The 14001-nt window shown below is 45.1% G+C and carries 15 protein-coding genes; all 15 read right to left on the reverse strand.

Translation table 11 applies throughout. The annotated features are described in order from the left end of the window. Positions 1–69: 69 nt before the first annotated feature. The 15 genes from FLM53_RS04380 to FLM53_RS04450 all read right to left on the reverse strand — a co-directional run bounded on the left by FLM53_RS04380 (position 70) and on the right by FLM53_RS04450 (position 13277). The gene (locus FLM53_RS04380) at positions 70–429 is read right to left on the reverse strand and encodes a putative quinol monooxygenase (protein ID WP_176680327.1); all 360 of its coding nucleotides are present in this window, start codon (positions 427–429) and stop codon (positions 70–72) included. A 74-nt stretch (positions 430–503) separates the two neighbouring features. Continuing rightward, positions 504–1010, reverse strand: coding sequence for a phosphatidylglycerophosphatase A (pgpA, locus tag FLM53_RS04385; protein ID WP_176680328.1), 507 nt, complete (start codon positions 1008–1010; stop codon positions 504–506). Further along, positions 1010–1984 carry a thiamine-phosphate kinase gene (thiL, locus tag FLM53_RS04390; protein ID WP_176680329.1) on the reverse strand — a complete coding sequence of 325 codons (975 nt, stop codon included), beginning with the start codon at positions 1982–1984 and terminating at the stop codon, positions 1010–1012. The genes pgpA and thiL overlap by 1 nt, the downstream gene beginning before the upstream one ends. A gap of 115 nt (positions 1985–2099) precedes the next feature. After that, positions 2100–2567 carry a transcription antitermination factor NusB gene (gene nusB, locus FLM53_RS04395; RefSeq protein WP_004734399.1) on the reverse strand — a complete coding sequence of 156 codons (468 nt, stop codon included), beginning with the start codon at positions 2565–2567 and terminating at the stop codon, positions 2100–2102. Next, complete coding sequence (gene ribE, locus FLM53_RS04400; RefSeq protein ID WP_004741508.1) at positions 2567–3037, reverse strand: 6,7-dimethyl-8-ribityllumazine synthase; 471 nt, start codon at positions 3035–3037, stop codon at positions 2567–2569. The genes nusB and ribE overlap by 1 nt, the downstream gene beginning before the upstream one ends. A gap of 279 nt (positions 3038–3316) precedes the next feature. Continuing rightward, positions 3317–4426: a bifunctional 3,4-dihydroxy-2-butanone-4-phosphate synthase/GTP cyclohydrolase II gene (gene ribBA, locus FLM53_RS04405; RefSeq protein WP_176680330.1), complete on the reverse strand. Its 1110-nt coding sequence runs from the start codon at positions 4424–4426 to the stop codon at positions 3317–3319. A gap of 108 nt (positions 4427–4534) precedes the next feature. Next, positions 4535–5191, reverse strand: a complete 657-nt coding sequence (locus FLM53_RS04410) for a riboflavin synthase (protein ID WP_048612249.1) — start codon at positions 5189–5191, stop codon at positions 4535–4537. A gap of 69 nt (positions 5192–5260) precedes the next feature. Further along, positions 5261–6340 (reverse strand): bifunctional diaminohydroxyphosphoribosylaminopyrimidine deaminase/5-amino-6-(5-phosphoribosylamino)uracil reductase RibD, encoded by a 1080-nt coding sequence (ribD, locus tag FLM53_RS04415; protein WP_176680922.1) that lies wholly within the window; start codon positions 6338–6340, stop codon positions 5261–5263. 40 nt (positions 6341–6380) lie between these two features. After that, positions 6381–6830, reverse strand: coding sequence for a transcriptional regulator NrdR (gene nrdR, locus FLM53_RS04420; RefSeq protein WP_004734394.1), 450 nt, complete (start codon positions 6828–6830; stop codon positions 6381–6383). A gap of 154 nt (positions 6831–6984) precedes the next feature. Continuing rightward, the gene (locus FLM53_RS04425) at positions 6985–8235 is read right to left on the reverse strand and encodes a glutamate-5-semialdehyde dehydrogenase (protein WP_176680331.1); all 1251 of its coding nucleotides are present in this window, start codon (positions 8233–8235) and stop codon (positions 6985–6987) included. A 65-nt stretch (positions 8236–8300) separates the two neighbouring features. After that, positions 8301–9485, reverse strand: coding sequence for a glutamate 5-kinase (gene proB / locus FLM53_RS04430; protein ID WP_171349567.1), 1185 nt, complete (start codon positions 9483–9485; stop codon positions 8301–8303). A gap of 76 nt (positions 9486–9561) precedes the next feature. After that, a complete protein-coding gene (crl, locus tag FLM53_RS04435) occupies positions 9562–9951 on the reverse strand; it encodes a sigma factor-binding protein Crl (protein WP_123311983.1) in 390 nt (129 codons plus the stop codon). Positions 9952–10095: 144 nt separating this feature from the next. Continuing rightward, positions 10096–11349, reverse strand: coding sequence for an esterase FrsA (gene frsA / locus FLM53_RS04440; RefSeq protein WP_017633421.1), 1254 nt, complete (start codon positions 11347–11349; stop codon positions 10096–10098). Between the two features lie 89 nt (positions 11350–11438). Beyond that, positions 11439–11903: an oxytetracycline resistance phosphoribosyltransferase domain-containing protein Tet(34) gene (tet(34), locus tag FLM53_RS04445; protein WP_004741499.1), complete on the reverse strand. Its 465-nt coding sequence runs from the start codon at positions 11901–11903 to the stop codon at positions 11439–11441. 84 nt (positions 11904–11987) lie between these two features. Beyond that, entirely contained in the window at positions 11988–13277 is a 1290-nt protein-coding gene (locus FLM53_RS04450; protein WP_017633422.1) for an NCS2 family permease, read from the reverse strand. Between the last annotated feature and the right edge of the window lie 724 nt (positions 13278–14001).

A 14001-nucleotide genomic window follows, 5' to 3' on the forward strand; every position in this document is an offset into this window, starting at 1 on the left:
TAACTGATAAACTATTCGTTGTTTAGCTGTTTAGCTTAATAGTTGGTAGTTATTAGCAATTAAGCCTACTTAGCAACAAGGCTTAAGCACAGGTGCGTCATAGTTCTCAGGTTCATCAGAGTAGATAGCAACATTGAAGTTCTCAACTAAGCCAGTCTCTTCAACACACTGCTCTTGGAAAAACTGTTGAATCTCACGACGTTGGCAATGCGCTTCAAACGCTTCGTTATTCGCCCAGATTTCGTTGAAAGCAATTGGGAAACTCTGGCCTTCAGCAAACGGGCTCTGAATGTGACGAGTCACTGTGTATTGAATACAACCATCTTCACGCAGAGTGTTTGGCTCTAGTGACTTTAAAACCTCGAATAGCTCGTTCAGTTTGCCTTCTTTTGGCTGAAATTGAGCGATGCAGTAAACCTTCTTAGACATTGTAATTCCTTGTTTTTTTTACTTTAGACTTAAGCCGTTATATCTAAATCTTTATAGCAAATACAGCCTAGCTCTTAAACTAGCCAACCTGCAAAGTGCGCCACAGCATACAGTGAAATCGCCGCCATAATACCCGCCACGATATCATCAATCATGATACCTAAGCCGCCATGAACTCGAGCGTCTAACCAACCAATTGGCCAAGGTTTTACCATGTCAAAGAAACGGAACAAAACAAAACCCGTTAGCAGCCATTTCCAATCATCGGCAGGAATGCTCAACATTGGCACTAGGGCCATGGTGATCCAAAAGCCTGCGAACTCGTCCCATACGATGGAACCGTGATCGTGTACACCCATATCATCAGACGTGACTTGGCAGATCTTGATACCAATAATGCAGCTGATCACTACGATGGCAACATAAGCCGGGAAAGGTAATTGAACCAACAATAAGTACAATGGAATAGACGCAAGCGTGCCCATGGTTCCGGGAATAATAGGCGATAAGCCACTGCCAAAACCCGTTGCTAATAAGTGCCAAGGGTTTTTAAGAGAGATTGCAGATAGTGGGTTTGTCATCAATTAACCTTAAAGTGATCGTAACCAGTTAAGCTCCAACTTAATGGTTCACCATTATTGTGTAATTCAAAATATTCTACAGGTCTTATCTGGCCAATGCAGGTGACTTTTGTTCCAGTGTGTGACAAAGCACTTTCCAGTGAACCTTTATTTTCTTCCGGCACGGTAAAGCAAAGCTCATACTCTTCACCACTGGTGAGCGCATACTGCTGTGCTGCCGTAATATCAGGTGCAAACTGGCGTAACTCTTGAGAGATAGGCAACGTACTCACATCAATGCTTGCACCAACCTCTGAGCGCTTCAGGATATGCTTTAGGTCAGCAATCACACCGTCAGAGATATCAATTGCAGACGAAGCAAGGTTCACAAGAGCCTGACCTGCCAATACTCGTGGAGAACTTATGTAGTGCCTCTCTTCAAGCTCAAGAGCATAAGGCTTAGCTTTGTTCTGTTCAGGGTTAAGTAACACCTCTAGCCCAGCTTTGCTGTCACCCAGATTGCCGGTTACGTAAATCCAATCACCAACCTTCGCGCCATCTCTGCGTAGTGCTCGACCTTCAGGAACAAAGCCTTGCACGGTAAGCGTCAAGCTCAGAGGCCCTTTGGTAGTGTCTCCGCCAATCAGTTGGATACCAAAGTAGTCAGCCAGTTTGAAGAATGAATCGCAAAATGGGGCAAGCCACGCTTCATCAACTTCAGGCATAGTTAACGCAAAAGAGACCCATGCAGGTGTCGCACCCATAGCGGCAAGGTCACTGATGTTAGACGCCAAAGCCTTGTGTGCGACCCAAACTGGGTTCGCTTCTGCTAAGAAATGAGTGCCTGCAACTAAGGTGTCCGTGCTGATCGCTATCTCAACATTGCTCGGTGCTTTAACCAAAGCACAATCATCGCCTGCTGCCAGATGCACGTCTTTACGTTGTGGTTGTCGATTTACAAAATATTTTTCAATCAGGTTAAATTCGCCAGACATCACATGCCCTATCTTTAGTCTTCATACAAATCACCGTAATTATTGGTATTACAGAAATTTAGTTACAAAAAAGGCCAGCATGATAGCTGACCTTTAGATTCAATATACGAACGTCTTATTTCTTACGAACGTGCGGTGCAGCTTTATCAAGCACACCGTTAACAAACTTATGGCTGTCTTCTGCTGCGAATACTTTCGCAAGCTCGATAGCTTCGTTGATAACCACTTTGTATGGTACATCTTCGCGACGAGTCATCTCGTACATAGCTAAACGTAGAAGCGCTAGTTCCATCAGATCCAGATCTTGCATAGGGCGAGATACGAATGGACGAAGCTTGCTATCAAGTTCCATGTGGCTAAGAGCAACACCAGTTAGCAGGTCGCGGAAGTATGCAACGTCTGTTTCTGGCATAGCAAGTGCAGGTTCTGCAGCATGATGCTCTTCTTCATCATACTTACCACCAGATAAGAACTGTTCTTCAACGGTAGCAATATTTTCTTTAGTAATTTGCCAAGAATAAATTGCTTGTAGAGCAAATTGACGTGCGTTACGACGTGCGGCTGGTTTCACACTGGCCCCCATTAGGAATCGATTTCAGAAAGAACGTTGATCATCTCAAGTGCGCTAAGTGCAGCTTCTGCACCCTTATTACCAGCCTTGGTTCCTGCGCGTTCAATAGCTTGATCGATCGTATCAACAGTTAGCACACCGAATGCTACTGGAAGAGAGTATTCCAGAGAAACTTGTGCCAAACCTTTATTACATTCACTACAAACATAGTCAAAATGAGGCGTACCGCCACGAATTACTGTACCAAGAGATACAATCGCATCGAACTTACCCGTTTTTGCAACGCGCTGCGCTACAAGTGGAAGTTCAACTGCACCAGGGCAACGAACAACAGTGATGTTGTCTTCGCTTACTTGTCCGTGACGCTTTAAAGTATCGATTGCACCAGAAAGTAAACTTTCGTTAATAAAACTGTTGAAACGAGCAATAACGATAGCAATTTTTGCATTTGGCGCTGGGAAGCCACCCTCGATCACTTTCATAAGCCTTCCTTTAACTATTTTCATCAAGTGAGAATCGCCGGATTCTAGCACAAAACTGTGAGCAATATCTAATGCTAATTTAGCAGAACAGACACCGGAGATGTAAAGATGATAACGCAGCGCTGCTCCCAACCGTATAGGAGCAACAAGTCGCCAAGCATCTGCATTTAACGCACGAAAAATTGAGCTTAGCGACTGTGCTCTTTTGGTCTAATTCGTCACCAAAAGAGCAATCAGAGTCATCATTGATTATGTTGCTACAAATTAATCTATGAGTGGTTACTCACAAACGTATTCAACCACGTTCAGACCGAAACCACCTAGTGCGTGGTAACGCTTAGTGCTTGAAGACAATAGACGCATATCATGAACGCCAAGGTCTTGTAGAATCTGAGAGCCTACGCCAACACGACGCGAAGTACCTTGCTTCTTAGCCATCGTTGGCTGTTCATTCTTATCTTGAGCTTCGAATGTCTTCACTTTGTGGATCAGAGAGTCAGACGACTCTTCGTTGCCAAGAATCACCAACACACCGCCTTCGTCGCCAATGCGCTTCATCGCTTTATCTAGAGACCAGCTACGCTCAGTACCACGATCAGAATGAAGCAGATCGGTAAACGTATCATGCAGGTGAACACGCACTAAAGGAGCACCATTAGATAGGTCGCCCTTTTGCATTGCGTAGTGGATCTGGTTATCAATCGTGTCGCGGTAAGTCACCAACTCAAAATCACCAAATTCAGTCGGTAGGTGACATTGTGCAACACGCTCGATCGTTGTTTCTGTGTTGTTGCGGTATTCAATCAGGTCAGCGATGGTACCTAGCTTGATATCATGCTTTTCAGCGAACACTTCAAGATCAGGGCGACGCGCCATAGTGCCGTCGTCATTTAGGATCTCAACGATGACTGATGCTGGCTCACAGCCTGCTAGACGAGCTAAATCACAACCTGCCTCTGTGTGACCAGCGCGAGTTAGAACACCACCGTCTTGTGCTGTTAGCGGGAAGATATGACCTGGTTGTACAAGGTCAGCCGCTTTTGCATCTTTCGCCACTGCAGCTTGAACTGTAACCGCGCGATCTGATGCTGAAATACCGGTCGTTACACCCTCTGCCGCTTCAATCGAAACCGTAAAGTTCGTGGTGTACTGAGCGTTGTTGTCTTGAACCATAGGCGCAAGACCCATGCGGCTTGAGCGCTCTTTGGTCAGCGTTAGACAGATTAAACCACGGCCGTACATCGCCATGAAGTTAATCGCTTCTGGCGTAACATGTTCTGCTGCCATGATCAGATCGCCTTCATTTTCGCGATCTTCATCATCCATCAGGATAACCATTTTTCCTAGGCGAATGTCTTCAATAATTTCTTGAGGAGTACTAATTGGCATTGTTCTATATCCTTTGAAATGGTTCTGCTTCCTAGAACCGACACTATTTAAACCTGATGATATTGCTTCGCTTTACAAAGTGATGCTTAACGCACTTTGTCTCAACGATTAGGCAAAACCATTCTGCTGTAAGAATTCCATCGTCAATCGAGATTCAGGCTCAGACTCTTGCTGTTGGCCTTGAAGTAGACGCTCCATATAGCGTGCTAACACATCGACTTCTAGATTCACTTTACGACCGACATTGAACTGGTCGATGGTGGTTTCTGAAGATGTGTGAGGAACGATCGTCAACTTAAATGCATTCTTACGTAAATCGTTCACGGTAAGACTAATACCATCCACCGTCACCGAACCTTTTTGAGCTACATATTTTGAGATTTCAGCCGGCATTTCTACCCAGAACTCAATCGCACGGCCAACTTGGTTACGTTCAACAATCTCGCCCACGCCATCGACGTGACCCGATACGATGTGACCACCGAAACGAGTCGTCGGTAGCATCGCTTTCTCTAGGTTCACCTTGTCGCCGGCTTGGTAATCGACAAAACCCGTTTTTTTCAGGGTTTCAAGCGAAAGGTCTGCACTGTAGCTGTGGTCGTTGAACTCAACAACCGTCAAACAAACACCATTGGTAGCAATACTATCGCCTAACTGAACGTCAGCCATATCAAGCTTACCCACGTTAACCGTTACGGTGATGTCTTCTCCGCGGGGAGTGATTGCACTCAATGTACCTACGGCTTCTACAATTCCTGTAAACATTTTAAAACTCTTTTTGTTGTCAACGACATGTATGTAGTGAGCGGATTTATTCCCACTATAGTTTCGTTACTATCGGTTTCGAAATACGGGTTTCGCTACGATGCGAATATCCACACCAACCTGTCGAACATCTTTAATTTCTAGGTCAATCACATCAGACATTGAGGTGAGCCCTAATGCGCCCATCAAACCTCGTCCGTCACTGCCCATAAGTTTAGGTGCTAAATAGAGGATTAGCTCATCCACCAGCTGCGCTTCAATCAAGCTTTTTGCCAACGTGGCGCCCGCTTCGACCCAAATATGGTCGATATGATTGGCAGGTAATTGGCGCATCAAATCGTGTAAGTCCAGATGACCTGCATCCGTTGTTCCGACTGTAATATCGGCAGAGGCTTCAGCGACTCTCAATACCGATGTTGGCGTCTGGTATAACTTGAGCTCAGGGCGCAGTTGATTTTGGCGATCAAGAATCACGCGAATCGGCTGACGTAGTTCGCCTTCAGCGTAATGAGCTTGAGCGCTGCTTGGTAATTCAGCCCAACGAACATTCAGCGATGCGTTGTCTTCAATCACCGTTTGGCTGGTTGATAACACCGCACCGGACTTTGCTCGATAATTCTGAACATCACGACGTGCTGCTGGCGATGTTATCCATTGGCTTTGACCATTTGCCAATGCAGTTTGCCCATCAAGGCTGGCTGCCATCTTAAGCTGAACAAAAGGCATGCCTGTTTGCATACGCTTGATAAATGCAGGGTTCAAATCGAGAGCATCTTGCTCAAGCAAACCGATTTCAACCTCAATACCCGCCTCGCGTAGCATGTTGATACCACGCCCTGCGACTTTAGGGTTTGGGTCCTGCATGGCGCAGATCACTTTCGAAACTTGAGCCTTAATCAAACCTTCAGCACAAGGCGGCGTTCGACCGTAATGAGAACAAGGTTCTAGCGTAACGTAAGCCGTCGCGCCTTTTGCCTTCTCACCGGCCATTCGCATGGCATACACTTCAGCATGAGGTTCGCCCGCTTTAGCATGAAAACCTTCACCAACGATCTGACCATCGGCTTGTACGATGACACAGCCCACATTTGGGTTTGGCGCAGTGGTGTAAATGCCGCGTTTCGCTAATTGAATAGCACGCGACATCATTTGAAAATCTAGGGGAGTAAAATTAGACATGATTGAGGGGTTAGTCCTCTAATTTAGCGATTTCTTCGCCAAACTCTCGGATGTCTTCAAAGCTGCGGTAAACAGAGGCAAAACGGATGTACGCCACTTTATCCAACTCTTTCAATTGGCCCATCACAAGATTACCGATCATCTCGCTTGGTACTTCACGCTCACCAGTTGCACGGAGTTGTGACTTAATCGTACTGATCGCAAGTTCAATTGCATCAGCACTCACTGGGCGTTTTTCTAGGGCGCGCTGTACACCACCGACCATTTTATCTTCATTAAATGGTTCGCGGTTTCCATTCGACTTAATTACTTTAGGCATCACAAGTTCTGCCGATTCGAACGTAGTAAAACGTTCGCTACATGCAAGGCATTGACGGCGACGACGAACCTGATGGCCATCGGCTACCAGTCTTGAATCGATTACTTTAGTGTCGTTCTCTGAACAAAAAGGACAATGCATATCACCTCCAAATAATTGAATATCAGTGTAACGGAATTGCCAAACGTTAGGAAAGAAAAAGGGCCAATTAAGGCCCTTTTGTGTGGTGATTCATTGATTATTGCTACGCGATAGCAATTTCTAAATGAGCTGAGGAGGAAAATTAACGAGAACGTTAACCTCGAACTAAATAGTTCGCTTTGCCCACCCATTTGTAGCTTGTCAGTTCTTCTAAACCCATTGGGCCGCGAGCATGCAGCTTTTGAGTAGACACAGCAACTTCAGCACCTAAACCAAACTGTGCGCCATCAGTAAAGCGAGTGGATGCATTCACATAAACCGCAGCAGAACCTACCGAGTTAATAAAGCGCTCAGAGCTTTCTAGGCTGTTAGTCATGATTGCGTCGGAGTGACTCGCGTTGTGTACGCGCATGTGGTCAATCGCTTCTGCAACGTTAGCAACCACTTTCACGCCTAGCGTATAGCTTAGCCATTCAGTGTCAAAGTCGCCTTCAACCGCATCACGTTGGTCTTCAAAACCAGTAAGCAATGATTTTGCACTCGCGTCAGCAACCAAGGTAACTTTGCCAGCTAAACGCTGTGTTAGCTTAGCAAGGAAAGCCTCAGCTACGGCTTCATGCACTAGCAGCGTATCCAATGAGTTACATGCAGATGGACGTTGAACTTTCGAGTTTTCAACTACATCAACAGATTTCTCAAGGTCAGCGCTCTCATCAACAAAGATATGGCTGATACCGAAACCACCGATGATAACTGGAATAGTGCTGTTCTCTTTACACATCTTGTGCAGACCAGCGCCACCACGAGGAATGATCATATCCACATAGTCGTCCAGTTTAAGCAATTGAGATACTAATTCACGATCCGGTTTCTCGATGTACTGAACAGAAGCCGCAGGAAGTTCCGCTTTCTCTAGTGCAGACTGGATGACTTTAACCAGCTCCATGTTCGAGAAGAACGTCTCTTTACCACCACGTAGGATGCTTGCGTTACCTGTTTTCAGACACAGTGCCGCAATATCGATGGTTACGTTCGGACGCGCTTCATAGATAACACCAACCACACCAAGTGGTACGCGACGACGAGACAGTGACATACCGTTTTCCAGTACCTTGCTGTCAATCTCGCTGCCAACTGGGTCATTCAGGCTAATTACGTTACGAACATCGTTAGCAATGCCTGTTAAGCGCTCTTCGTTAAGAAGTAGACGGTCAAGCAGTGCGTCAGTTAAACCCGCTTCACGGCCTAGTTCGATATCTTTCGCATTCGCTTCTAAAATCGTTGCTGCGTTTGCTTCTAGTTCATCAGCGATGATCGCCAATGCTTTATTCTTTTGCGCCGTAGATGCGGTCGCTAGGTGGAAAGCAGCCTCTTTTGCTGCGATACCCATATTAGTTAAATCCACGTTTAACTCTCCCTAAATTCTGTCTGTCTTTAGATGCAAAAGGCGGTTCGCCTTATCATCACGAGCTATTCTTGGATTACAACAAGGTCGTCACGGTGAATGACTTCTGACCCGTAATCGTAACCAAGGATGTCGCCAATATCTTTACTGTGCTTGCCTGCTATTTTTGCTAGGTCTTGGCTTGAGTAGCTAGCGATACCACGCGCTACTACCTTGCCTTTGCTGTCTGTGACTTGGGTGACTTCACCACGAGAAAACTCGCCTTGAACTCGAATTACCCCTTTTGCCAACAAGCTGCTGCCTTTGGTGTTAACGGCGTTTACCGCACCATCGTCTACCACGATGTCACCTGCAGAAGCAGGGCCAGCTAAAATCCAACGCTTACGGTTTTCAAGCGCTTCAGCTAACGGTAGGAAACGGGTTCCTTGTGGATTGTCGCTCAAAGAGTCGAACACCACGTTTTCAGCACTGCCTGCTGCAATAATAACTTCAATACCTGCACGACGAGCAATATCCGCCGCCTGCAGTTTTGTTGCCATGCCGCCAGTGCCCAACGTAGTACCACTGCCGCCTGCGATCTTACGCAGTGTGTCATCAATTGTTTTTACTTCTTTGATGAGCTCAGCATTTGGGTCTTTACGAGGGTCAGCTGTAAACAGCCCTTTTTGGTCGGTTAGCAGCAAAAGCTTATCCGCACCGCATAAAATACCAACCAGCGCCGACAAGTTATCGTTGTCGCCCACTTTAATTTCGTTGGTCGCTACTGCGTCGTTTTCATTTACGACAGGAATAATGTCGTGTTCAACGAGTGCGTTGATCGTGTCACGTGCATTTAGAAAACGCTCGCGATCATCAAGATCAGCACGAGTCAGTAGCATCTGGCCAATTTTAAGGCCATAGATAGCAAACAAAGACTCCCAAACTTGAATCAACTGACTTTGCCCAACTGCCGCAAGCAACTGTTTGCTCGCCATTGAGTTGGGAAGTGCGGGGTAACCAAGGTGCTCACGTCCTGCTGCAATTGCGCCAGACGAAACCATAACCACAGAGTGGCCTTGTTTTTTTAATTCAGCACATTGACGAACCAGCTCAACCATGTGAGCACGATCTAATGCCAATGTTCCACCAGTTAAGACACTGGTACCCAGTTTAACAACGACAGTTTTACGCTGTGTTGTTGTCCCGCTTTGATGATTTGTTGTCATGAAGTCTTTTATGGATAAAACAAATAAGAGGTGATGTTTTAGCAATCAACAGGGGAATTCACAAGTAGAAAAGGTGCGAAATCGCACCTTTTTGCTTTATAGAGAAGAGTAACCTTTAAAATCAGACGAATTCGACAGACTCTTCGTCTAATTGGATACTGATTTCAAACTTACTTTGAAGTTCATCAACCAGTTTTTGATGGAAGGCTTCTTGAGTTCGAGACACCTCAGCGACCGCCTTTTTAGGCAGTGGTAAAGAATCCCAGTTGCCTTCAATGTTGTATTTACCGATGTTGTACTTCGCCGAATATCCCTCTTCCGACTTATCCAATTCCAACCACCAGCCCCAGAACTCACGTTCTTCTGGTGATTTTTTATCGTTCACACACACAGACAAGCAATCAAAAAGATAGTGGCCTTCTTCTGATTGCGGCTCCCTCAAATAAGGACCAATGGCCTTTAAAACGTTTAACAAGCGATAATGCGTTGGTTCTTGTGTCACTTCTGACATATTGAATCTCCGTTTTCAATGTTAAGAATGACGTTACTCAGACTGCAATACGTAGAAAGTACGCAGTTGGATTTTATAAATTTTCTCTGAGTATCAGGTACTTAATCTGTACACTTTTCATGCTTAACTAATTTCGGAGAAATGTCATCTAAATAATTCATCCTCAAGCCACTTTATCGCCAATTCGAGGGATTGCTCATAACCTTGTGTAATTGATTTAGCTTTGATTTTCTTCGCTTTACCGTAATCACTGTAAATAGCAACCAGTTGATTATCCATTGGCGGTGATACTGGGTCCCCTTCTAAGGCTAATGCCAAGATAGGAACACGGGTTTTGCTGTTCGACAGCAGCCCTTGTACCTTAAGTGACCACGCCATCAACTGCCCAGAAAGGCTATTGATATCCACCGCACCTTTACCCAGGCGAGAAGCCAACACATCTAAATGCATCTTCGGCATCTGCTTAAGTTTATCGGCATGAACAAAGATATCGTGGATAGGCGCACCAAGAGAGATACACGCTTTGATCTTCTGTTGTTCAACGAACGACAATCTAACCATGGCATTACCACCAAAGCGGAAGCCAAATAAGCCCACCTTGTGATGATCAACCCAAGGGATGTTTGGCAGTTCGTTCAATACCGCTTGGTGCAAGCACGAAGAGTCTTCGGTTAACGGCCAATGAGAACTGTGGCCTATCGATGGCATGTCTACCGTCAGCATCGCAATGTTCTTAGGTGCTAAGTAATCCCTAAACAAACGCCACATGTCTGTTTGTAAGCTATCCAAACCCGCACTCACGATAACAACCGGTTGAGGCTTGTCTGTTTTCGCTAGGTGCAAATTCGCTTTGATCTTCTTGTTTTGGTACGGCACTTCAATCTGCTTAACGATCAGCTTGGTGTGCTTAATCGCCTCTGAATAGGCCGCATTCGCCAATACCTGAGCCTGAGCCGCCAGATTATCGTTCTTAAGATGTGGGTAGCCCGCAATGCTGAAACACAAAGACGCCGAGAACAGCTCTTCCGCCATCTCTTCACCGCTCTTTTCATTAGAACGGTTCTGATGCTGCATACCTAACTTGGTCCACTCGTATGCCCAGTTACCGCTACGGTAGCCCATCACGGTATCCAACCATTCATCGGTTGTGCGTGAGTTGTCTGACGATGCGATTCGCGACAATACCGCCTCTTGCTCAATTGGGTTAACGCCTTGCCATACCCACTGAAGACGTCTTAGGTTTCGATACCAAGATAAGTTTTGCTGTTCACGCTTCTCATCCAATAACGCTTCAGAGCTTGGCATGTATTGTGTCAGCATTGAGGTCTCTTTGGCCTGCTTGTGCTTTACAAACAAGGTTTCCGAAAGGTTCGAGCTCGTTTCTTCTGATTCAGACATTGGGATACTTAATAAGAAATGGTTGTCACTAATCATATAAAAAAAAATGACCCTATAAAGGGTCATTTCTCAAAAAACTAAGTTTGCGCTTATTTTGACTTGCGATTTACTGGTTCAACGTAGCTTAGGCTTGTATCCCAAGGTTGCTCAATCCATGTATCTTGAGCGATATCTACGATGTACTCGTCTAGTAGGTGTGCGCCAGATGGTTTTGCACATACTGCGATTAGTTTCGCTTTCGGGTACATTTCGCGAAGCTTGCGTGCAGTGTCACCACTGTCCACTAGGTCTTCAACGATGAGGAAGCCTTCGCCGTCACCTTCAGGTGCTTTAACTACTGTCATATCACGTTGGTGATCGTGGTCGTAGCTAGAAATACAAATCGTATCTACGTGACGAATACCTAGCTCACGAGCCAAGATTGCACCAGGAACCAAACCACCACGGCTTACCGCCCAGATGCCTTTCCACTGCTCTGCTGGCATTTGCTTTTCAGCTAGTTGACGGCAGTAAGTCTGCATGTTGTCCCAAGTGATAACGAATTTGTTGCTCATAGTATAAAACCTAATAATTTTGTCATGTTATTAGAGGCTATGTTGTACATAGCCCCTTCAGCGATTAAGCAGAAATCTAGACGATTAAGCGAAAATGTATTTAAGAATAAAGATAGCCGACATTACCCACACAGCAGGTGAAACGTCGCGACCTTTACCACTTAGCAGCTTAATTGCAGCGTAAGCGATGAAACCTAATGAGATACCCTCAGCGATAGAGTACGTCAGCGGCATTAGCAGACATGTTACCACGACTGGTGCAGCTTCCGTAAGATCACGCCAATCAATGCCAACTAGGCCAGACATCATCAGAATTGCTACATAGAAAAGCGCGCCTGATGTTGCGTAAGCCGGAATCATACCTGCAAGTGGCGAGAAGAAAAGAGCCAATAGGAATAAGATACCAACAACAACCGCTGTTAGACCTGTACGACCACCTTCAGCGACACCTGCAACACTCTCTACATAAGAAGTTGTGTTTGATGTACCGAGCAATGCACCAATAGACGTTGCTGTAGAGTCAGCAAGCAGTGCTTTGTTTAGACGAGGTAGTTTACCGTCTTCTTTGATTAGGTTTGCTTTCGTTGCAACACCCACTAGCGTACCCGCAGTATCGAACAAATCGACGAACAAGAATGCGAATACTACTGAAATCATACCGATTTCAAATACAGCAGAGAAATCAAGCTGCATGAACGTAGGAGCTAGGCTTGGTGGTGTAGACATGATGCCGCCGTATTGAACGTCACCAATAATAATACCAAGAGCCGTGATCGCTAGAATAGCAATCATTACTGCGCCTTTCACACCACGGTGAACAAGAGCAATCGTAAGGAAGAAGCCTAATGAACCTAGGATAGGTGCAATCGCAGTAATGTCGCCCAGAGAGACTTTAGTTGCTGGGTTAGAAACAACGATGCCAGCATTGCTCAGTGCAATAAACGCTAGGAAAAGACCGATACCCGCAGAGATACCAACACGTAGAGACATAGGAATCGAGTTGATAATCCATTCACGGATCTTAAAGATACTTAAGAAAATGAAAATTACGCCTGATACAAAAACCGCTGCCAGAGCAACTTGCCACGTATAACCCATACCCATAACTACTGCGTAGGTAAAGAATGCGTTCAAGCCCATACCTGGTGCTTGAGCGATTGGGTAGTTAGCAACAAAGCCCATGATGAAACAGCCAATAGCAGCCGCTAAACAGGTTGCTACAAATACAGCGCCATGGTCCATACCAGCATCAGCTAGAATCATTGGGTTTACAAAAATGATGTAAGCCATTGTTAGGAAGGTTGTTAGACCTGCGATGATTTCAGTGCGCACATTGGTGCCGTTTTCACTGAGTTTGAATAGCTTTTCGAACATTATCGAATCCTATAAGGGTAAAAAGTAAACGGTTGCGTAATCGATTGGCTGTGGATTATAAAGTTATCAAATAACAAATTCCAGATAGAATTAAGGCTCTAATCGATATTTATCAGAATGCCGTATGAAACAAAGCGATTAAAAACGAAGTGACCACCAAGAAATAACCATAATAAACAGTCAATTAAGGTAACTTAGCCTAATAAAGAACCTTGGTTACTTTTTCGACCATCGATTATTTTGATAGAGAATCTAGCCATTAAATTCTGAATTCAAACCCACAAGAGTTGTGTATTTTTCAACAGGATCAGTAATAAGGCGCAAATTGATATTTTGGCGTTTAAAAAACAACCACGCAGAACAGCAGGAAAAGAGACAAGATAAAGCGGTTTGGAAAAGTAACAGGCAAAAAAAACGCCACTCAAAACTGAGTGGCGGTAGAATCTGTCAACCAAAAGGGCTGTAAAAGAATTCCAATATATAGGGGTGAACAAAACTGTTCGAGTTACATGCTTACGGTATTAGTAACCGAAGCTTGTAGGGTATGCAAAGTTGCTAGTGTAAACAGAGCTGTTAAGCCAGAACATTGCAGATGGTAAACCTTTCATAACTATCACCTTAATAAATCAATAAAAAACGAATTTGATTTCTCGGTTCCTTGGAGGCGATAAAACGGACTCATCCTTTGAGCATTTACTCTTCACTTCAGAAGTTGGTTATTAAT

Source organism: Vibrio sp. Scap24, from assembly GCF_013394185.1.
Taxonomy (GTDB): domain Bacteria; phylum Pseudomonadota; class Gammaproteobacteria; order Enterobacterales; family Vibrionaceae; genus Vibrio; species Vibrio pomeroyi.

Excerpts from the sequence above, each read along its gene's own strand:
- FLM53_RS04410 (WP_048612249.1), bottom strand. The coding sequence starts at position 5,191 with ATGTTTACAGGAATTGTAGAAGCCGTAGGTACATTGAGTGCAATCACT.
- thiL (WP_176680329.1), bottom strand. The coding sequence starts at position 1,984 with ATGTCTGGCGAATTTAACCTGATTGAAAAATATTTTGTAAATCGACAA.
- nrdR (WP_004734394.1), bottom strand. The coding sequence starts at position 6,830 with ATGCATTGTCCTTTTTGTTCAGAGAACGACACTAAAGTAATCGATTCA.
- FLM53_RS04450 (WP_017633422.1), bottom strand. The coding sequence starts at position 13,277 with ATGTTCGAAAAGCTATTCAAACTCAGTGAAAACGGCACCAATGTGCGC.
- ribBA (WP_176680330.1), bottom strand. The coding sequence starts at position 4,426 with ATGCCAATTAGTACTCCTCAAGAAATTATTGAAGACATTCGCCTAGGA.
- ribD (WP_176680922.1), bottom strand. The coding sequence starts at position 6,340 with ATGATGTCGCGTGCTATTCAATTAGCGAAACGCGGCATTTACACCACT.
- frsA (WP_017633421.1), bottom strand. The coding sequence starts at position 11,349 with ATGTCTGAATCAGAAGAAACGAGCTCGAACCTTTCGGAAACCTTGTTT.
- crl (WP_123311983.1), bottom strand. The coding sequence starts at position 9,951 with ATGTCAGAAGTGACACAAGAACCAACGCATTATCGCTTGTTAAACGTT.
- nusB (WP_004734399.1), bottom strand. The coding sequence starts at position 2,567 with ATGGGGGCCAGTGTGAAACCAGCCGCACGTCGTAACGCACGTCAATTT.
- pgpA (WP_176680328.1), bottom strand. The coding sequence starts at position 1,010 with ATGACAAACCCACTATCTGCAATCTCTCTTAAAAACCCTTGGCACTTA.
- FLM53_RS04380 (WP_176680327.1), bottom strand. The coding sequence starts at position 429 with ATGTCTAAGAAGGTTTACTGCATCGCTCAATTTCAGCCAAAAGAAGGC.
- ribE (WP_004741508.1), bottom strand. The coding sequence starts at position 3,037 with ATGAAAGTGATCGAGGGTGGCTTCCCAGCGCCAAATGCAAAAATTGCT.